The 19,921-nt window shown below is 71.9% G+C and carries 14 protein-coding genes; 1 reads left to right on the forward strand and 13 read right to left on the reverse strand.

The window, feature by feature from the left end; genetic code table 11:
• Nucleotides 1–161: 161 nt before the first annotated feature.
• From LMI96_RS06855 to LMI96_RS06870, 4 genes are read right to left on the reverse strand one after another with little or no spacing between them, the layout of a single operon-like run.
• A complete protein-coding gene (locus LMI96_RS06855) occupies nucleotides 162–1,571 on the reverse strand; it encodes an O-antigen ligase (protein WP_228360944.1) in 1,410 nt (469 codons plus the stop codon).
• Entirely contained in the window at nucleotides 1,571–2,695 is a 1,125-nt protein-coding gene (locus tag LMI96_RS06860) for a hypothetical protein (RefSeq protein WP_228360945.1), read from the reverse strand. Before LMI96_RS06860 ends, LMI96_RS06855 begins: the two co-directional genes overlap by 1 nt.
• Complete coding sequence (locus LMI96_RS06865; RefSeq protein ID WP_223721740.1) at nucleotides 2,692–3,381, reverse strand: hypothetical protein; 690 nt, start codon at nucleotides 3,379–3,381, stop codon at nucleotides 2,692–2,694. The genes LMI96_RS06860 and LMI96_RS06865 overlap by 4 nt, the downstream gene beginning before the upstream one ends.
• Nucleotides 3,378–4,445: a glycosyltransferase gene (locus tag LMI96_RS06870; RefSeq protein ID WP_228360946.1), complete on the reverse strand. Its 1,068-nt coding sequence runs from the start codon at nucleotides 4,443–4,445 to the stop codon at nucleotides 3,378–3,380. The genes LMI96_RS06865 and LMI96_RS06870 overlap by 4 nt, the downstream gene beginning before the upstream one ends.
• Before the next feature lie 281 nt (nucleotides 4,446–4,726).
• Between LMI96_RS06870 and LMI96_RS06875 the strand changes: the two genes are divergently transcribed.
• On the forward strand, nucleotides 4,727–5,941 hold the full coding sequence (locus LMI96_RS06875) for a glycosyltransferase family 1 protein (protein ID WP_228360947.1): 1,215 nt from the start codon (nucleotides 4,727–4,729) through the stop codon (nucleotides 5,939–5,941).
• Between the two features lie 143 nt (nucleotides 5,942–6,084).
• Here LMI96_RS06875 and LMI96_RS06880 read toward each other — a convergent pair whose 3' ends face one another.
• The 9 genes from LMI96_RS06880 to LMI96_RS06920 are packed head-to-tail and all read right to left on the reverse strand — an operon-like array spanning nucleotide 6,085 to nucleotide 19,725.
• A complete protein-coding gene (locus tag LMI96_RS06880) occupies nucleotides 6,085–7,248 on the reverse strand; it encodes a glycosyltransferase family 4 protein (RefSeq protein ID WP_228360948.1) in 1,164 nt (387 codons plus the stop codon).
• The gene (locus LMI96_RS06885; protein WP_228360949.1) at nucleotides 7,245–8,312 is read right to left on the reverse strand and encodes a glycosyltransferase family 2 protein; all 1,068 of its coding nucleotides are present in this window, start codon (nucleotides 8,310–8,312) and stop codon (nucleotides 7,245–7,247) included. Before LMI96_RS06885 ends, LMI96_RS06880 begins: the two co-directional genes overlap by 4 nt.
• The gene (locus LMI96_RS06890) at nucleotides 8,309–9,814 is read right to left on the reverse strand and encodes a lipopolysaccharide biosynthesis protein (protein ID WP_223721735.1); all 1,506 of its coding nucleotides are present in this window, start codon (nucleotides 9,812–9,814) and stop codon (nucleotides 8,309–8,311) included. The genes LMI96_RS06885 and LMI96_RS06890 overlap by 4 nt, the downstream gene beginning before the upstream one ends.
• 39 nt (nucleotides 9,815–9,853) lie before the next feature.
• Nucleotides 9,854–11,002 carry a DegT/DnrJ/EryC1/StrS aminotransferase family protein gene (locus LMI96_RS06895; protein ID WP_228360950.1) on the reverse strand — a complete coding sequence of 383 codons (1,149 nt, stop codon included), beginning with the start codon at nucleotides 11,000–11,002 and terminating at the stop codon, nucleotides 9,854–9,856.
• Nucleotides 10,999–11,625: a NeuD/PglB/VioB family sugar acetyltransferase gene (locus LMI96_RS06900; RefSeq protein WP_228360951.1), complete on the reverse strand. Its 627-nt coding sequence runs from the start codon at nucleotides 11,623–11,625 to the stop codon at nucleotides 10,999–11,001. Before LMI96_RS06900 ends, LMI96_RS06895 begins: the two co-directional genes overlap by 4 nt.
• Nucleotides 11,622–12,737: a DegT/DnrJ/EryC1/StrS aminotransferase family protein gene (locus LMI96_RS06905; RefSeq protein ID WP_228361029.1), complete on the reverse strand. Its 1,116-nt coding sequence runs from the start codon at nucleotides 12,735–12,737 to the stop codon at nucleotides 11,622–11,624. The genes LMI96_RS06900 and LMI96_RS06905 overlap by 4 nt, the downstream gene beginning before the upstream one ends.
• 49 nt (nucleotides 12,738–12,786) lie before the next feature.
• Nucleotides 12,787–13,818, reverse strand: a complete 1,032-nt coding sequence (locus tag LMI96_RS06910) for an NAD-dependent epimerase/dehydratase family protein (protein ID WP_228360952.1) — start codon at nucleotides 13,816–13,818, stop codon at nucleotides 12,787–12,789.
• Nucleotides 13,815–14,885, reverse strand: a complete 1,071-nt coding sequence (locus LMI96_RS06915) for a Gfo/Idh/MocA family protein (protein ID WP_228360953.1) — start codon at nucleotides 14,883–14,885, stop codon at nucleotides 13,815–13,817. Before LMI96_RS06915 ends, LMI96_RS06910 begins: the two co-directional genes overlap by 4 nt.
• A gap of 52 nt (nucleotides 14,886–14,937) precedes the next feature.
• On the reverse strand, nucleotides 14,938–19,725 hold the full coding sequence (locus LMI96_RS06920; protein ID WP_228360954.1) for a DUF4082 domain-containing protein: 4,788 nt from the start codon (nucleotides 19,723–19,725) through the stop codon (nucleotides 14,938–14,940).
• Nucleotides 19,726–19,921 lie beyond the last annotated feature (196 nt).

The raw sequence follows: 19,921 nt of genomic DNA on the forward strand, positions 1-19,921 counted from the left end.
GTCTCACCCGCCGGCGCGGGGTGCGGCAGCGAGTCACGTCCTCCGGGTTCGGGGCGCAATCCTACGTTCGGGGCACGAAAATCGCGCCCCGAACGAAATATCGTGCCCCGAACCCGCGGATGCAGACACAACGGGCGCGAAGACGCGCGTGGCGCGGTGTGTCACCCGCCGGCGCGAGACGCGGCGACGGGAACCAGCGGAGGCGGGAACTCCCGCATCCCGTCCAGCTCCGCGACCCAGGTGTGCGAGAGCCAGCGGTCGGAACGCCCGACCGTCCGCGCCGCCGCGCACAACCCGAAGATGAGGAACGCGGTTCCGGGGGCCATGGGGAACGCGAACGCGTCGAACAGTGAGAACAGCACCGCGATCGTCACGACGCAGGCGGCCAGGCACCGGCCCACGACCTGCAGATCCTCGAGCGACGACTCGCGGCTCGCCCGCCAGGCGCTCCAGATGGCGACCGCGAACAGCGCCGCGAGCGCGGCGACGCCCAGGATGCCGACCTCGACGGCCGTATGGATCCACTCGTTGTCGAAGATGCGGTACCGCGGCAGGAACGTTCCGGTGCCCGCACCGAGCAGCGGCGACGACGCCAGGAACTGCGGAGCGAGATCCAGGGCCACGGTGCGCGACTGCGTACTGGTGTCGGTGCCGATGCCGAGGAACATGCCGACGATCGTGCCGTAGAGGCCCGGCACGGTCAGCATCGCCCCCACGAACGCCGTGACCACCACGACCATGACGACACCTCGGAAGCGCCGCGGGAGCCCGGGGATCACCGCGACCGTCGCGACGATGAAACCGATCACGGCCGAGCGCGACACCGCGAGGAACGAGGCCATCGCGACCGTCATGACCGGCAGCCACCAGCGCAGCCGCTTGTGGCCGTGATCGCCGATGATCGCACTGGCCACGGCGAGCGGGAGAGCCACCGAGATCGCGATGGCGTACTCGAGCGGATGCGTGGCGGTGCCCGACGCACGGATGAATCCGCCGCGACTGTCGATGCCTCCGGCGTCGCCGCTGAAGCCGGGAAGGCCGCTCAGGAAGTCGATGATCGGCTGGTCGGTCGCGAACTGCAGCAGCCCGAGCGCGGCCACCAGCCCGCCGGCGAGCGCGACGCGGCGCACCAGCGTCATCAGTTCGTCCATCGTACGGATGCCGTCCATCGCGACGAGTGCGACTCCGGTCCACGACAGCAGGCGCGCGAGAGACGACACGGCAGGGCTGATCTGATCGGCCGGCTGACCGCGGAGCATCGCCTGCGCGAAGCTCAGCAGGAAGACGACCAGCAGCACGCAGAGCGCGAGCCGAACGGGTTGCGACACCGACCGCGGCAGCGTCGGCGGCTGGAAGCGCGACAACACCCACCACAGCAGCAGCACGAGCCCCCAGAGAAACTGCGGCCGCCCGTAGGAGCCGAGGAACGACAACGCCAGGTTCGACGGGAAGCCGTAGAGCAGCACGATGTACACCGTCAGCATCGACACCGCATCCATCCCGGGTCGCCGCGACACACTGTGCCGCGACGCCGCGATCGGCGTGTATCGCGCGCCCGCCACCGCGTCCATCAGCGGGTCGGCCGCTTTCCGACCAGCGACCGCGCCCGTGCCGCGGAACCGCCGGTGCGACCGTTCCGCGCGGGGCGCGCGTCCGCCCCGCGCGGCCCACCCGCGGATGCCGCCGCCACGGGCGGGAGCGCGTCTGCGCCCGGCTCCGGCTCCGCGTCCGTGTCCGTGTCCGCGCCCGGCTCCGCATCCCGCTCACCACCACCGCCGTCCGCGGCGGCACTCTCGTCACCCGCGTCGGCGTCCGCCACCGCACCCGTCGGCGACGGCTCGCCGGCCGATTCACCCTCGGCCTCCGCGTGATCCGCGCCGGCCGGCGGCTCCGCGTCGTCGCGCAGCTGCTCCGAGCGGGAGCTCACGGGCTCGACCGGATCGATCGTCGCCAGGGGCCGGCGGACGACGCCGACGGATGCTGCGCCCACCGCAGCTTCGCCCGTCGTATCGCCGCCCGTCGTATCGTCGCGCGTCGCGTCATCGCCCGCCCGACCGCCGCCCGCGGCATCCTGCTCGCGCGGGATCGCCCCCGCGCGCGCTCGGCGACGTGCCCGCACGATGCCGTCCAGGACCACCGCGATGCCGAGCGCGAGAAGCAGCACGGCCGCGCCCGCGAGGGCGGTCACCGTGAGACGTGTCTTCTGGATGACCGTGCTCTCGTCGGCCGCCGTCAGCGGGGTGATGACGACCCGCTCGTCCGCGGGGATGCGCTGCTCGTTCTGCAGCTCATCGAGCGTTCGCCCGGTGATTCCGAGCATTGTGTCGAGCACGGCACCGGCGTCGGCATCGCTCGACGCCGTCACCGTGACCACGAGCACCGCTCCCGCAGCCTGATCCCGCCCCACGACGACATCGGCGCCGGGATAGTCCCGGGTGGCCTCAGCGATGTCGTCGGGTCCGATCGCCCGCACCACGACATCGGCGATCTGGTAGAGCCCACCCACGAACAGGTATGGATTGGCGTGCTCGGGGATCGTCGCGAGCCCCGGAAGCAGTAGCTGAGTGCCCGTCCGCTCGTACTCCGGCGGCACCGTCGACCAGAGGAACGACGACACCCCCGCGGCAACGAGCACTCCAGCCAGCAGCACGTACCACCGTCGGCGCAGCGCCCCGATCACATCGGCGAGTTTCATCGAACGACTTCCTTTCCCCCGACGCGTCGTCTCTCCGGGCGCGTCACCCGTATCCGGCGCGCGACCGCGCGCCGATCCCCCCATACCGCCGCCGCGGACCCGATCAGCAGTCCGACGGCGGCCAGCGCGGTGAACCCCAGGATCTGGCCCAGCCGCGACGGTCCCACCTGTTGGATGGCCGTGCTGAGCGGTTCGACATCGACGTCGATTCGAGCGGATGCCGGAATCCCGACCTGCAGCGCGGCGGCGGCCGCGTCGACGGCCTGGATCTTCTCGGCCTGCTGCCGTTCCACCCACGCCCGGTCGGGCGATACCGCGTCGATGATGATCGCCGCGCGGGTGTAGCTCGCCTGCCATTGGCCGCCCGAGTCCGGAACACTCACCCGCACGCCCTGGCGGATCCCCGCGCCGTAGTACGGGGCATCGGATGCGGCGTACGCGGCGGCATCCGATCCGACGCCCACCTGCTGGGAGACGGCGATGGCGAGCGAGATCACGCCGGTCTCGCGAGACCCGTCGGTCTCCCACGGACCGGGATCGGATGCCTCGAACGTGACGGCCGTGCGGGTGACGAAGAGTCCGTCATCGCGGGCGAACAGCATCCCCACACAGGCTGTGACGACGAGGACGCCGACGAGGATGTACCACCGCCGGAGCACGACCACGAGCAACTCCTGGACCGTCACGATGCACCGCCCCGCACGGCGGCCACGAAGTCCTCGGTGCGGTGCCGGGCCAGAACCTCGGCGCGCCCGCGGCGCCCGATCTCGTCTCCGACGTCGGGGTTCTCGCGCAGGTAGTCGATCTTCGCGCGAAGCGCGCCGGCATCGCCGGGCGGCACGTAGAAGCCGGTGCGACCGTCTTCGACGACATCGACCTGGCCCACCGTGCGGGTGACGATCACCGGTCGCGCCATCGCCATCGCCTCGAGGACCACGCTGATCCCGGCGTTGTTCTCGGCCTCGACGAGCGGCACGACGACCGCGTACGCCGCCGCGTACGCGGCCCGGAGCTCGACCGGCGACAGCGGGCCGACCGTCACCCCGGGGGGCGCCGTCAGCAGGTCTTCGGCCGATCGCAGGCGCGTGCGGAATCCGCCGAATGCGCCGATCCGCCCCGCCGCGATCGTCGTGACGATGTCGGAGCCGTCGACCGCCCGGATCAGCGTCGGAAAATCGCGTTGGGTCTCACCGGCCGACATGACCTGCACCCGGGTCGCGTCGAGCGGTGCGAAGAAGTTCTCGTCGACGGGGTGCTCGATGCGCTGCACCTGGTCGGGCCGGAATCCGATGCGGTCGACGCAGACGGCGCCCTGGACGCTGCTCCAGGTGAGCACGCGGTCGACGCCCCGGCGGACCAGCCGAAGCGGGATGCGGACGACGGGCTTGGACACCCAGTCGAGGATCGCGACGTGACGCGGCCGGCGGCGGCGCGGGCGCAGCAGCAGCGCGCCGGCGACGGCGACCGTGAAGCGCTCGGCCCAGGTGAGCACGACGTCGTAGTCCGGGCTCCGCCGCAGCGCCTCGGCGGCGAGGGCCAGCGGCATCGGCACGGCGCGCAGCATCCGCCCTCGCCAGCCGGTGAGTGCGCGGATGTCGGACTCGCCGAGCAGATCGAAGCCGAACGCCTCTTCGACAAGCACGCGGCGCGGAACGGACCCGGCGAGCTCCCGCGCGCGACGCGTGGCCCGTGGCTCGGCGCCGCGCCCTTCCGTCCGCACGTAGAGCACGCGGGGCGAACGCTCAGTCATGGCGCACCCCGATCATGCCGAAACGGCCGACGACGCACCACGGTGCCGCAGTCGCACGCCTCGGGCGCACGAACGCCGGGCACGATGATGAACCGGATGCGGTTCCCCGCCTCATCCGGAGGCGCGAAGGCGCGCCTGAAAATCCCCCAGTTGTCACCGTCGGCCCCCAGCCATTCGGATCGTGCGCTCACTCTATACCTCCCCCGCGGCATGCGATACTCTCCTCGAGCAGGATGGGGACGCACGACCGTGCGCCTGCGCACGCACTCGTGGGGGGATGCATGGGATCTGGGGGACGACGTCTGCTCGCGCGCGTTCGCGGGCGTTCGCCGCGATATCTGGCGCAGTACGCCGCGCTGCGGCTGACCGCCAGACTGCGCGCGCACGAGCTCGAGTTTCCGCTGCTGTCGCAGGATCTCGCGGATTCCGCGACCCTCCGGCCACCGGTCGAACGGGAGCGGAACGTCGATCGCGCGCCGGAGGTGGCGTGGCTCGCGGCACCTCCCGGACCGGGTTCGGGCGGGCACACGACCCAGTTCCGGATGATGGCGGCAGCGATCGAGGCGGGGCAGAAGACGACTCTCCTCCTCTACGACCGCCACGGCGGCGAATTCGCTCGCAAGGCCGACGTGGTCCGGCGGGCGTGGCCGTGGATGACCGCCGACATCCGGCCCGTGCCCGATCGGATCACGGGCTACGACGCCGTTGTCGCGACCTCGTGGCCGACCGCGCACGTCGCCGCATCCCGGGTCGACGAGGGGCGCTTGCTGTACTTCATCCAGGATTACGAGCCCTACTTCGCGCCGCACGGCGCCGAGTACGCCCTCGCGCAGGACAGCTACCGCTTCGGGTTCCGTCACATCGCCCTGGGCCACATGGTGCAAGATGCGCTGCGAGACGAGGTGGACGCCGCGAGCGACTTCGTGCCCTTCGGCTGCGACACCGAGATCTACCGCGCGTTGCCGCCCGCCGGCCCGCGCCGGGGGGTCGTGTTCTACGCGAAACGCAGCAACGACCGCCGCGGCTTCGCGCTCGCCATCCGAACGCTCAGTGCGTTCCACGAGGCGTGCCCCGACGAACCGATCCATATCTACGGTGATGCGGTCGACGATGCGCCGTTCCCGCACGTGGCGCACGGCAACCTCGACCCGACGGCCCTCAACGCGCTCTACAACACCGTGGTCGCGGGCCTCGCCCTCTCGTTCACGAACATCTCGCTGGTGGCCGAGGAACTTCTCGCGGCGGGGGCGATCGCGGTCGTTAACGACTCGCCGCTTCCGCGAGCGGACCTCGACAACCTGCACGCCGGGTGGGCGCGGGCGACCCCGTCCGCCCTCGCCGAAGAGCTCATCAGGGCCGTCCGGCGCCCCGACCGCGACGCGCACGCCGCCCGCGTCGCCGCGTCGGTGGTCGGTCGCTCGTGGCAGGAGACGCAACAGGCGACCGCCGCCCTGGTCGCGGACGAACTCACCCGCGTCGGTCACCCGCGCGCCTGACCGGCGGGCGCGCAGGGTCAGCGCGCAGGGGTCGGCGCGCAGGGGTCGGCGCGCGCAAGAGTCGGCGCGCACGGGTCAGCGCCCAGGGATCGCGCGCGCAAGGGTCGGCGCGCGGTTCTGCACGCGCGTCGACACTCCGGTGATCAGCGCGCGCGGTTCGCCTCCCGCTCGGGGGCCGCCGCCGATTCGAGCGCGTCCAGGATGCGCCCCGCGACGTGACCCCACGAGGACTCGCGGGCGGCGGCGCGGGCCAGCCGGCCCCGCCGCTCCGCCTCCTGCGGCCGGCAGAGCATCAGCATCGCGCGCAAGATGGCGTCGTCGTCACCGGGTGCGACGGTGATCGCCGCGTCGCCGAGCATCTCCCCCGCGCCGCCCTCGGTGGTCGCGATGACCGGCAGACCCGCGGATGCCGCCTCGAGGTAGGCGATGCCGAAGGGCTCGAACGTGCTCGGGAGGACGAACGCCGTCGCGCTCCGGAGAACGCCGTCGAGCTCTGCCTGCGCCCGCGGATCCTCGCGGGCGAGGAGTCCGTGGTCGATGACCCCGTCCTCGTCGACGCGCTCGTGCGCCCCGACCAGATGCAACGTCGCCCGGGGAAAGTCCGCACGCACCCGACGGAAGGCACGCAGCACCGCATCCCCGTTCTTGCGGCGCCAATCGACCCCGATGAACAGGAACGTGGGCGAAGCCCAGTCCCGCGACGCCTCCCCGCCGTCGTCCCGGGGCCGGTGCCCCATTCCGACGACCGCGATCCGCTCTTCCGGCATCCGGTCGCCGCGCACGAGCGAGCGACCCGCCCAGGCGGTGCTGACGCAGGCGACGGTCGCCGCGCGCTGCGACGCACGCTGCACCGCGATCCACCGCACGACATCGGCCTCGCGGAAGCCGGCCTGGCGGATGTCGGAGTCCGGGTGCGCCCACATCCGACTGAGAGACGCATCGTCGTAGGTGGCGGTCGGCGCCGACGCCTCGAGCCGCCCCAGGCGGAAGCAGTCCGTGCCGACCGCGATGACCGCGTCCACCGGAGGGACCCGGGCGAGCTGGCGCCGGAGCGAACGCTCGCGCAGCCAGACCTTCAGCGGGCTGCGTTCGGCGGCGGTCGGGTTCGGCGTGGTAGCGCGCGCCAGCAGATGGACAGCCGCGCGGACGGGCGCGGGCACGTCGTACCCGATCTCATCGACCTCGATGCCCCGCGCGCGGAGCGCGGTGACCAGGCCCGCGGGTGTTCCCGACCAGTCCCGCTCGGTCAGCGGCCCCCGGGAGGGGTGCACGAAGGCCACCCGCCGGATCGTGCGTGCGGCGCTCATGTGCCCAGGTACCTCCAGCGTCGCCAGCGCAGTCGACCCGCGACGTTCCGCGCCGCGGATCCGAGCCGGATGCGGATGCGGTCGCCCGCAGCCGACGAGGGGCTCCGCCGGAGCGCGAGCTCGCGCACCCCGGGCAGGCGGTGGGCGCCGTCCCAGGTCGCGAGCGCGAAGGCCAGGCACCGGTCGATCTCGGCGCCCGGGAGGGGCGCCGGTTCGCTCAGCCGGTCGCACGCCCACCCGATCGCCTCCGCGGCGAGCCGCTTCTGCATCGTGCGGCGAAGGCGTGCGACGCGCGCAGCGGGCAGCGACGAGCGGTCGAGGAACGACTCGTAGGCGGCGCGGCGCTGCTCGAGATCGGCCAACGGGGTCGCGAACGCCGTGTGCATCATGCTCGCCTCGTGCACCCGCCGGTACGCCTGATCCGGACCGTTGATCCGGGCGACGTGCGCGACGTCGGCCAGTCGCAGCCACATCTCCAGGTCGCCCGAGTGCGGAAGTTCCGGTCGGTACCACCCGGCCTGCCGGTGCGCGGCCGTGCGCACCACGGCCTCCGGGCTGTAGATGATGCTGAGCCCGCGACGGAACTGCCGGTCGATCCACTCCGGGCCCGTCCACGCCGTCCACGTCGTGACCCTCGACGGCGTCGGGTCGGGCTCCCCCTCGAAGTTCTGCGGGTGACCGTAGACGAGGCCGATCCGCGGATCGGACTCCATCACCCGCACCGCGCGCCCGAGGGCGCCGGGCGCGAGCAGGTCATCCGCCGACAGCAGCACGACGTACGTCGTCTCGGCGCTCGACAGACCCTCGTTGTACGTGCCGATGTGTCCGACGTTCGCGGTGTGCACGACGACCTCGATCCGATCGTCGCGTGCCGCGAGCGCACGCGCGACCGACGCGCTGTCGTCGGTCGAGGCGTCGTCGATGATGAGCACGCGCGGTGAGACACCGGTCTGACCCAGGATGCTGTCGACGCACGCGGGCAGATAGTGCCCGTAGTTGTAGCAGGGCACGACGACGAGAACCGTGGGCTGCGTCTCCGCGGCGGGCAGGAGTCCGACCCTCATTCGGGCACCTCCGTCGGCATCCGGGAACCACGTCCGAAGCGCGAGAGCAGCAGCGATCTCGCGTCGGCGAGCGCAGCGGGAACCAGGATCCGCGCCATCAGGAGGTGCGCGAGCACGACCAGCGGGCCGACCGCCAGCAGCACGACGAACGCCGGCGCACCGAGCACACCATCGAGGACCGCGGCCGCGAGGGCGCCCACGGCGATCGAGACGGCGACGCCGAGGAGCGGGCGGATGCTGAGACCCACGACCCGCCGCACGGGTAGCTCGAGCAGCGCGGCGACGAGGAACCACCGGACGACGGTCGCGACGGCGGAGGTCGCCACGAACCCCCACGCGACGGCGTCGAGCCCGTACCGCACGACGACGAGGGTGACGGCCAGTTGCACGGTCTCGATGACCACCGCGTAGACGAGCCACCGGCCGGGTTTGCCGAGCCCGTAGAACAGGCCGTGGTCGAGGGTGGCCGAGAGCCCCACGATGCCGGCCAACGCCAGGGCGACGGCGGGGAGGATGCTCGCGGTCCACTGCGGACCGAACAGCAGCGGCACGAGGATCGGGGCGAGCACGGCGACGCAGGCGAGGGCCGGGGCCATCACCATGAACGACAGCGCGAGAGAACGGCCGTACCCGGCGGCGAGCCGGCCGCTGTCGCCGCGAACGCGCGCGAACACCACGGTCGACACGGGCGCGATCGCCGAGCCCATCAGATCCCGCACCGTGAACACCAGGCGCTGCGCGATCCCGAACTGGCCGAGCGCGGCAACCCCCAGGACACGGGTCACGGCGGCGTTCTCTGCCCAGAGCCGTGCCATCGCCGCGAAGTCGACGCCGACGACTTTCGAACCGAATCCCATGATCTCGGGAAGGAGCTTCCGGTCGGGCCATCCGCGCGGCCACCACCGCGCCGTGCTCCATACGAGGAGCAGAGTCATCCCCTGGGAGACGAGGATCTGCGCGATCAGCGCCCACACACCGAACCCGCTGAACGCGAGAACGAGGGCGCAGACCTGGCCGATGACGGCCGCCGCCGCGCCCTGGATCGACAGCGCACGGAAGCGCATCCCGCGGCGCATGAGCGCGGTCGGCGTGGCCGCGAGCGCCACCATCGCCACCGCGGGGGCGACGGCCATGATCACCGCGGCCGCATCCGGAGTCCCGAGGAACCCGGCGATGGGTACCGCGGCGACGATCAGGACGCCGGCGAGCAGCAGCCCGAGCCCGGTCGAGGCCCAGAAGGTCGTCGTCGTCGTGCGCGGCGTGAGGGTCGTGGCCTGCACGACGTACGTCGTGAACCCGAGGTCGGCGAAGAGGTAGACCATCGAGAGCACCGTCATCGCGATCGCCACGAGACCGAACTCGCCGGGGGTCAGCAACCGCGCCAGGATGGCGACGGTCACGAACCCGCTCAGCCGGGTCACCCAGTTCTGCAGGGTGAGCCAGACAGCGCCGGCCGACGCGCGGGACGCGAGAGGCGCGCTCGCCTCGCGTTCGATCACCACGTGCTCACCCCCGGGCGCCCGCGGCGACGGTGCGGCCGCTCAGCGGGCCCGGACGGCATCCCGCACACCCTCCGCGACTCGGTGCTGCTGCGCGGCGGTCAGGTGCGGGAACATCGGCAGCGACAGGATGCGGTCTGCCGCGGCTTCGGCGACCGGGAACTGCCCGCGGCGGTATCCCAGGTCGGCGTATGCCTCCGTGAGATGCACGGGCGTCGGGTAGTGGATCCCGGCCCCGATCCCGGCCGCGCCGAGCTCGGCGAGGACGCGGTCGCGCTCGTCCACCCGGATCACATACAGGTGCCAGACGTCGTCGTTACCCGGGCGAGAAACCGGCAGCCGGACGCCCGGAACATCCGCGAGCAGCTCGGCGTACCGGTCCGCCGCGGATCGGCGCGCGCCGTTCCAGCCGTCGAGTCGCCGAAGCTTCGCGCGCAGCACGGTCGCCTGCACGGCGTCGAGGCGCGCGTTCATCCCGACCCGATCGTGCACGTACTTCACCGAGCTGCCGTGCGCACCGAGCGTGCGGACGCGGGCGGCGAGCGCGGGGTCGTCGGTGAGGACCGCCCCCGCGTCGCCCGCGGCGCCGAGGTTCTTTCCCGGGTAGAAGCTGGTCGCGGCCACGTGGCCGAGCGAGCCCGCCCGCCCGCTCGGACCCGACGCTCCCTGCGCTTGCGCGGCGTCTTCGACGACGAACAGGTCGTGACGGCGGGCGAGCGCCGAGATCAGTCCCATCGGGGCGGTCTGTCCGAACAGGTGCACGGGCGCGATCGCGCGGGTGCGCGATGTGATCGCCGACTCGATCATGGCCGGGTCGATCAGCAGCGAGGTGTCGTCGATGTCGACGAACACCGGCACCGCGCCGAGACGGGACGCGGCCTCCGCGGTGGCGATGAACGTGTTGGCCGGCATGATGATCTCATCTCCCGGGCCGATCCCGAGCGCCCGGTAGGCGAGTTCCAGAGCGTCGGTGCCGTTCGAGACGCCCACGACGTGAGCGACGCCGATGTAGTCCGCGTACTCGCGTTCGAAGGCGTCCACGTCCGCGCCGCCGATGAACGCGGCGGTCCGCAGCTGGCGTTCCCAGCCTCGCAGCACCTCGTCGGCGACCTCGGCCTGCTGCGCGGCGAGGTCGAGGAACGGCACCGCCTCCGCATCCGTCTTCGGTGCGGCTGTCGTCACCGTGCTCATCGCTTCTCCTCCGTCCGGCGGGCGGGCACGCCCACCCAGGTCTCTCCGGGGGGCACCTGGTGCAGCACGGCCGCACCCATTCCGATCACCGCGTCCGCGCCGATCGATACGTCCGGTCGCACCGAACTCTGCATGCCGAGGTACGCGCCTTCGCCGATCGCGACGCGGCCGCCGAGGGCGACGCCGGCGGCCAGCGTGGCGTAGTCGGCCACGGTGTCGTCGTGCGTGATGACGGCGTTCGGCATGATGACGACGTGCCGGCCGACGCGGGCGTGCGCCGTGATGACCACGCCGTCGAGCACGATCGTGCCCGCGCCGATGGCGCTCGAGGAACCGATGCGGGCGGACCGGGCGACGAACGTCTCGTACCGCGCGTCGTCGACGCCCGCGGCGCGCAGGCGCCGCACCACCGACCGCCGGGCCGCGCTCGGGCCGATGCACACCAGCAGCCGGTCGCGTCGCTCGGCGGCGAGGGCCACCGGGCCGAGCACGGGTACCCCGTCGATCTCCGTCTCGTGCAGACGCTGATCGTCGTCGAGGATCCCGGTGATCCCGACCATTCCGGCCGCGACGACTTCGCGCGCGAGTCCGCTCGCCCCCACGAGCAGCACGCCGGCGGTCACGGGCGCGCCCCGCGCAGCACGTCGATGACGCGGGCCAGTTCGGCATCCGTCATCGCGTGATAGATCGGCAGGATGAGGGTGCCATCCGTGATGCGGTCGGTGACCGGCAGCCCCGCCGCCGGCACCAGATGCCGGTAGGGCGGCTGCCGGTGCGCAGCCATGATGCCGCGTCGGGCGGAGATACCACCCTCCGCGAGAGCGGCGAGGAGGCCATCGCGATCGAGCGGATAGTCGTCGCCGACCTCGACCCAGAAGGACTGCGCGTTGCCGGTGCCGTGCGCGGGGTCCCGCACCGGACGGAGCCCGGGCACGTCCGCGAGCGCCTCCCGGTAGATCTCGGCGATCTCCCGGCGTCGGCGCACGATCGCGGGCAGCTTTCGGAGCTGCACGATGCCGACGGCCGCCTGCAGGTCGGTCATCCGGAAGTTGTAGCCGACCTCCCCATAGTGCTCCGCCGGCGGCAGCACCGACTCGTGACGGTCGGTCGCCGACACGCTCATCGCGTGTTCCCGGAGGCGTCGCGCGCGTGCCGCCCATTCCGCGCGGGGGGTGGTCAGCATCCCGCCCTCACCCGTGGTGAGCACCTTGCGCGGGTGGAACGACCAGGCGGTGAGCTCGGCGCGGTGGCCGACGGGTCGCCCGCGATACTGCGACCCGGCGCCGCACGCGGCGTCTTCGATGACCACGATGCCGCGGGCGTCGGTGACGGCGCGCACATCGTCGAGGTCGACCGGGACTCCCCCCTGGTCGACCGCGATCACCGCCGTCGTGCGTTCGGTCAGCGCGCGGCGCACGGTCTCACCCGTCACGTTGCCGGTCATCGCGTCGACGTCGGCGAACACGGGGTTCGCCCCGACGTACCGCACGGCGTTCGTGGTGGCGATGAAAGAGAGCGACGGGATAACGACGTCATCGCCCGCGCCGACGCCCGCGACGATCAGCGCGAGGTGCAGCGCGCTGGTGCAGTTCGTGGTGGCGACCGCGTGCGGCACCTCCATCGCGAGGGCGAACTGGCGTTCGAACTCGGCGACCCGCGGCCCCTGGGCGACCCATCCGCTCGCGATCACCTCCGCGACCGCGTCGATCTCCTCCTGGCCGAGCCACGGGACCATCACGTTGATCCGCGGCGGAGCCTCGTCGACGATCGCCGTCTGCGTGCGCTCAGCCACGACCGGCCAACGCTCCGACGGCCCAGTTGCGCTCGGCGACCTGGGACAGCATCTCGGCCGGGCTCGACTCGCTCGCCCGCATGTGCGCGAGAAGGTCGCGCACACCCTCGTCGAACGGCACGCGCGGCGCGAAGTCGGTGAGCCGGCCGAGCAGCGAGGATTCGGCGAGCAGGCGACGAACGTCTCCCGGGCGCGGATCGAGGCGCAGCACCGCGAGGTCTTCGCGCCCGGCGGCCGCGCGCACGATGTCGGCGAGCCGATTGATCGTGACGTCGCTGCCCGAACCCACGTTGACCGTGAGCCCGATCGACTCGTCGGACTCGGCGAGGGCGATGATGGCGCGCGCCGTGTCGGTGACGTGGGTGAAGTCGCGCGACTGCTCCCCGTCGCCGTACACGATCGGGGGTTCGCCGGCCAGCACGCGCACGATGGTGCGCGGCAGGACCTCGCCGCTGTCGCCCTCGAAGTGGCTCCGCGGACCGTAGGCGTTGAACGGTCGCACGACCGTCACCGGAAATCCGTGGGTGCGGAACGCCGCGCGGGCGTATGCCTCACCGGCGAGTTTCGCGCCGCCGTAGACGGTCTCCGGGAAGGTCGGATGCCCCTCATCCATCGGCGCGTACTGCGCGGATCCGTAGACCTCGCTCGAGCTGACGTGCACGAAGCGTCCGACGCCGCGGTGGCGCGCGAGTTCGAGCAGATCGAGGGTCATCGTGGCGTTCACGTCATGGTTCTCGCGCGGATCGTGCAGGCTGTGCCGCACGCCGAGGCAGGCGAGGTGGAAGACCACGTCCGCGCCGGCGACGGCGCGCGCCATCGCCACCTGGTCGCGGGCGTCGTGCTCCGCGAGGTGCACGCGCGGGTCCCGGAGAGCACTCGCGAGATTCGCGCGCGAACCGGTCGCGAAGTTGTCGACGACGCGCACTTCCGCGACGTCGGTGTCGAGCAGGGCGTCGACGAGGTGGCTGCCGATGAATCCGGCGCCCCCGGTCACGAGCACCACGGCACCGCTCAGCCGGGTCATGCCGCCACTCCTTCGACCGCACGCGCGGCGGAGAACACCGGGGTCGGCACGCCGCCCGCGGCGACGCTCTCCGCCGCGGCCCCGAGGATCGAGAGCACCCGGAGCCCCGCGGCTCCGCTCGTGCGCGCGGGGCGCCGCTCGCGGATCGCTGCGGCGAACTCGGCCACGACCCCGCCGAGCGCTTCGCGTTCGGGCAGCGCCGGGGCCCACGTGTCACCCAGCCGGTACGAGATGTTCGCGGCGCGGGTGTCGACGCCGGTGACCTTCGAGACGCTGTCGATGTCGACGCCCCGGTCGTAGACGCTCAGGCGCTGCTGCGGGTTGAGGTCGTCCCACACCAGGGTGCGCTTCGTGCCCCCGATCACCATCTGGCGGATCTTGGTCGGGCTCAGCCAGTTGACGTGCACGTGCGCCATGGCGCCCGAACTCAGCGGCAGAGCCAGGTAGCCGACGCAGGATTTGCCGGTGCGGAGCGGGTCGGAGCCGTGCGCAGCGACGGATGCGGCGTCGAGGCCGCCGGGCAGCACGAAGTCCATGATCGACAGATCGTGCGGGGCGAGGTCCCAGAAGACGTCGACGTCGGGCTGGATGAGTCCGAGATTGATGCGCACGCTGTCGACGAACAGGATGTCGCCGAGCGCGCCGTCGGCGATGAGCTCTTTCATCTTCAGCACCGCGGGTGTGTAGCAGTAGGTGTGGTCGGCCATCAGGACGAGACCGTTCGCTTCGGCGGCCCGCACCATCTCCTCACCGCGTTCGCGGGTGTCGGCGAGCGGCTTCTCGACCATCACGTGCTTCCCCGCGGCGAGCGCAGCGAGCGCGATCGGATGGTGCGTGCGCGCGGGTGTCGCGATTGCGATCGCGTCGATCAGCGGATCGCGCAGCACCGCCTGCAGATCCGTTGTCACCGGCACTCCGCCGACGGCGTCGGCGACGCGACGGGCGCGATCGATGTCGAGGTCGCAGATCGACGCGAGGTTCCAGTCCGCGCCGGCGCGGAAGTTCCGCGCCAGATTCGGCCCCCAGTACCCTGCGCCGATGACGGCGACGTTCAGTCGTCTGTTCATGTTCTCCCCCGGTGTCCCCACTGTGTTCCCCCCAGTAACGCGGCTGCGCCGCTCATCGTCGGGGGACGTTTGCGGCGTCCCCCGAGTCGGTCCCGAACGAGATCTCGGCGTCGACGAAATAGCTCGACGACCTCCACGATCCGGTCGGGAATCCTCCGCCATCCCGGTACAGGAAGCGGCCGTTCTCGCCCGCGGGCGCCACGATGCGCCCGTTCGTGCGGGGTGAGACGAAGTAGTCGTTCGCGATCGCGAAGCGCCCGTCGGTGGCGAGGTACGACGCGGTGTAGGTGTCCCCGGGCACCACGTCGACCGGCGCGGCGAGCTCCACCCGTTGCCAGCCGGATCCGGTCTCCCCGGACGACTCCTGCTGGGCGAGCACCCGGCCATCCGCCGACCACAGCGTCACCCGGTGGGTGCCGACGCTCTGCGGCGTCGCGAAGAAGCGGAGCGCCGTGACGGTGCCCGGCTCGGTGACCTGGAAGGCCGTGCCGAGCTCCACCGGGTCGCCGTCGTTCGTGGCGGTTGCGGCGGGATCCGCGGTGCCGAAGAGCGTGTCGGTCGTGCCGGCGCCCGCGGCCGCCGTCGTGCGGAAGGTCCACGAGTCGAGCGCTGATCCGTCGATCGTGACCTGCGCGGTGTAGAGCGTGTCGACGGCGAGTTCGGTGAACGGCGCGAACGTGAACGTGTGGTCGGGCGTCGAGGTCACCGCGCCGCCGACGGCGCCACCGGGTCCGGTGAGGGTCATCGACAGGCTCTGCCCCACCGGGAGCCGGTCGACGCGCGCCGATACGGATGCGTCGATGGCCACGTCGGTGGCATCGCGGGCGGGCGTGACGGCCTGCACCTGCGGCACGGGTGCGGCGGCGCCGGATTCCACCACGAACTCCACGTCGACGAAGTAGTTCGTCGAGTTCCACGAGGCGACCGGACGCAGCCCGCCCGGGCCGTACCGGTAGACGCCGTTCTCGGGAGCCTCGGTCGTCAGGGGGCCGCTCGTGACGGGGGCGCTCAGCGCGGCGCCGGTGTTGGCGTAGCGTCCCTGCGGCGCGTAGTACGACACGGTGTACGACGTGCCCGCCGTGATCTCGACCGGTTGGTCGAGCGCGGCCCGCTGCCAGCCGGAGGCGGTTTCGGCGCGGAATGTCACCTGAGCCAGACGCTCTCCGCCGGGGCCCCAGAGCGAGCCCGTGTGGGTTCCGCCGTTGCCGGGTCCTTTGTAGAAGCGGATGGCGCGCACCTCGCCCGGGACCGAGCTCCGGAAGGCGAGCCCCAGCTCGACCGGAGAGGAGTCGGAGTCGGCGACGACCGAGGGCACCGCGTTGCCGAAGATCGTCGTGCGCGGCGTGGCCGTCTGCTCGACCGTGAACGACCAGGAGACGTCGGCGCCCGCGCGCCCGTCGGGGCCGACGAGTCCGGTGAGCGCCGCCGAGACGACCGCGCCGGCGGACAGATCCGCCGCGGGCGCGAAGCTCAGCGTCCGCCCGTCATCCGACCTCGCCCAGGTTCCGGGTACGGGCGCGCCGGCGGCGGTGACCGCACCGGCGAAGCCGGGCGAGACCGCGGCGCTGAACGACGCCGACACGGTGGTGTCGGCCGGTGCGTCCGTGGCTCCGGCGGAGGGCGTCGTGCCGATGAGGTCGAGGGCGACCGCATCCGGAACGAAGGTCACGTCGACCGCGTAGTCCGTCGACGAGGCGTTCGCGGGGAAGCCATCGGCGTACGTGTAGGCGCCGCCGAGGGCCGGCACGGTCAGCGGACCCCGCGTGTAGCCCGCACCGAAGGCGTCGGGCGAGACCGGGTAGGCGCCGGCGGGGGCGAGGTACGCCGCGACGTACGTCTCCCCCGGCACGACGGCGGCCGGCTGGTCGAGCGCGACGTGCTGCCACCCCGACGAGGATTCGTTCACCGAGGTGCCCGACCCGAGCACGGATCCGTCGGCACGGTAGAGCGTCACCCGGTGCGGGGCGGTGTTCCCGCTCCCCCGGAAGAACGAGACGGTGGTCACGGTGCCGGGCGCCGCCACCGTGAACCGCACACCGAGGGTCACGAGAGACGTGTCCGCGTTCGTGGCGAACTGGGGGCGGCTGCTCTCCGGGAAGAGCGTGCACGGGCAGACCCCGTCGGGCAGGTCGGCCGCCTGCGTCGTGAACGACCAGGCGGCGTTCGGCTCGAGCGCGATGCCGGCAGGGTCGGATGCGGACGGCGTCACCGTGTAGCGCGTCGACGGCGCGTAGCCGCCGGTTGGCGCGAACCGCACGGTGCGGCTCGCTGCGTCGTACGACACGGACCCCGGCAGCTCTGCTCCGGACGGATCGGTGACCGACACCGCGACGGTGGCCGGGTCGGCGGCGCGCGTGAACACCGCGTTCACCGGCGCATCGAGCGCCACGCTCGACGACTCCGCCTGCGGTGTGCGCGACGCGATCCGCAGCGGCGACGAGTCGGTGGCCTCGAACACGGCATCCACGAAGTAGTTGGAGCCGCGCCACGCCGAGGTGGGCAGCGTGCCCGCCCGGCCCGAGACTCCGGGGGTGCCGGGCCCCGCCGCGGGAGCGAGCGGGGCCGACGCGCGGGCACGATACGGCCAGTAGGTCGTGGCGATCGCGTAGCCGCCCGCCGGCGCCGTGTACGACACCGTGTACTCGGACCCGGCCGTCACCGGCACCGGCACCGACAGCGGGGCCGTCTGCCATCCGGTGGCCGTCTCGTTCGCGAAGACGACGGATGCGGCGCGGTTTCCGGCGGCGTCCCACAGCGTGCCCGTGTGCACGCCGGTGTTGCCCGGCCCCTTGTAAAAGCGGATCGCCGAGAGGTATCCGTCGGAGGACGGAGTGATCCGCATCCCGAGTTCGACGGGTTCCGGGTCGTCTGCCGACGCGATCGCCGGCACGGTGTCGCCGAAGACCGTGGCCGGGCCCGAGACCGAGACCTCGCGGGAGATTCCCACGCGCGAGAAGTTCGCGGAGTCATCGATCGCCCGTGCGGTGATGACGGCGGTTCCGCTGCCCTGCGGGAGGTAGTCGTACGACCAGTTCGTCGTGCCGGTGGCCGGATGCCAGCTCGCGCCGCCGTCGGTGGAGACCTCGACGCCCGCCACCGAACCGCCGACGTCCGAGGCCGTTCCGGTGACCGTGACGGTGCGTCCGTGGGTGAGCTGCTGCCCCGCCGTGGGCGACGTGATCGTCGTCGTCGGCGGCGTCTCGTCGTCGCTCTCCTCCGCGCGCGTCAGCTCGGGCATGAGCGAACCGGGCTGCACGCCCATGTCGGCGAACAGGTTGACCTGGGCCTGCTGCATCCGCGGATCGGCGGGAGGCTGCTGGCCGTCGTGCTGGCTGTCGAGCCCCCAGGACCACTGGACGCTGGCGGACGAGAAGACCAGCGCGTCGCTGTCTGCCCGGTAGAGCGTCACGTGGTGCGTCGTCGTGCCGTCCACGAGCACGTTGCCGTAATCGGTCAGGTACTGCGGGGTCGGCCCGACCGTGGTCGACAGGCGGATGAGGCCCGCCGGGCGGAAGCCGTTGTCGACGTCCTCGTTCGATTCGTAACCGACGGTCTGCGCGGTGAGCTCCGCCGCTTCGCCGGGATCGAGGTCCGACAGCCCGGTGTCCCGCCAGAGCCGGTAGTCGCCCTCGGTCGCGTCGACCGTGACCGGCAGGTAGACGTCGTTGACCATGTACATCGTGCCGGTGACCGAGTTCTCGGGCGAGTGCCCGCCCTGGGCGGCATCCGCGAACCGGGGGTCGCGCCAAGTCCCCGTCCACTCCGGAGTCGGGTCGATCTTCTTGTCGGCCCAGGTCTCTTTGTACGACACGAGCGTGCGTCGGTCGGTGAGCGAGCCGTCGGCGGAGGGCTCGTAGCGGGTGCGCCAGTAGCCCTCGTTGCCGGTGAGGAACTGCATGTTCACGCCCGCATCCCGGGCCGCTTCGATGTTCGCGCGCTGCGCGCCCGACCAGTACTCGTCGTGCCCGACCGACATGAACACTTTGTGGTTCAGCAGCTCGGAGCCGCGTCGATCGGTGTCGAGTCCGGCGATGTAGCTCACGTCGTAGCCGTTGCGTTCGAGGAACCGCACGGTCGCATACTCGGAGCTGAAGTAGAAGTCCCGCTGCGTGTACCCCTGCCGGGTCGCGAACGGACGGTTGTAGCTGATCTTGTACGCCCGGCCGTTCGCGGCGCCCTGGTAGAAGTCCGAGCCGCCGTACGAGTTGTACGCGTGCCAGGTCGGGTCGGAGGTCTGGAAGAGGACGTCGGACGTGTTGCCGTCGTTGCGGACGATGAAGGTGATGTGGCTGGCGCCGGCGGTGTCATCGCGCTGCAGGCGCGCGACGTAGACGCCCGACACGGCCGTCGCGGGAACCGCCCACGACGCCGAGACGTCCCACGTGCCGCAGTCGTACAGCTCGGTGGCGACGTCGGAGATGCACTCGTTCGTCTGCGATCCGAGACGCGTCGGAGTCACCGAATCGATGTAGCGGGCGCCGAGGCCCTGGTACCACCCGGTGCGGTAGACGTCGATCGTGTAGCCGGGGGCATCCGTGTCGATCTTGAAGTCGATCCGCTGCCCCGCGTTGACGCTGATGTCGGTCGCGAATCCCTGGATCGTCGGGTCGCCGGCGCCCTCGATGTCCCAAACATCGGGAGAGGTGCCCTCCTGCTCGTTCTCGCACACGATCGCGTTCACCGTCGGACCGCACGGGCTGGACGCCACCGCACGATCGGCCGGCTGCACGGCGACCAGCGCGGTGCCGAGCACGGCGGCGAAGGCGATGGCGGCGATGATCCGCCGCACGCGCGATGATGAGCGCTCCGTCGACGCGGCAGCGATCCCCGATGTCCCCATGCTCTTCCCCAGACGCACGCACCCCGAGCAAGAGGTGCGAGCCATAAAACCGGATGCGGCGAAACGATCCCACTCGTTGCCGTGCGCGGCGTCCCCAAGACGCGTTGCTTCCGGTGTCCCCGCGGCAACTATATCCATCGCGGGCGCCGACGCAACCCGAAGCGGCGAGTATTCGTCACGCGCGGGCCGTCATGTC

It is taken from the genome of Microbacterium sp. cx-59, assembly GCF_020805625.1.
Taxonomy (GTDB): domain Bacteria; phylum Actinomycetota; class Actinomycetes; order Actinomycetales; family Microbacteriaceae; genus Microbacterium.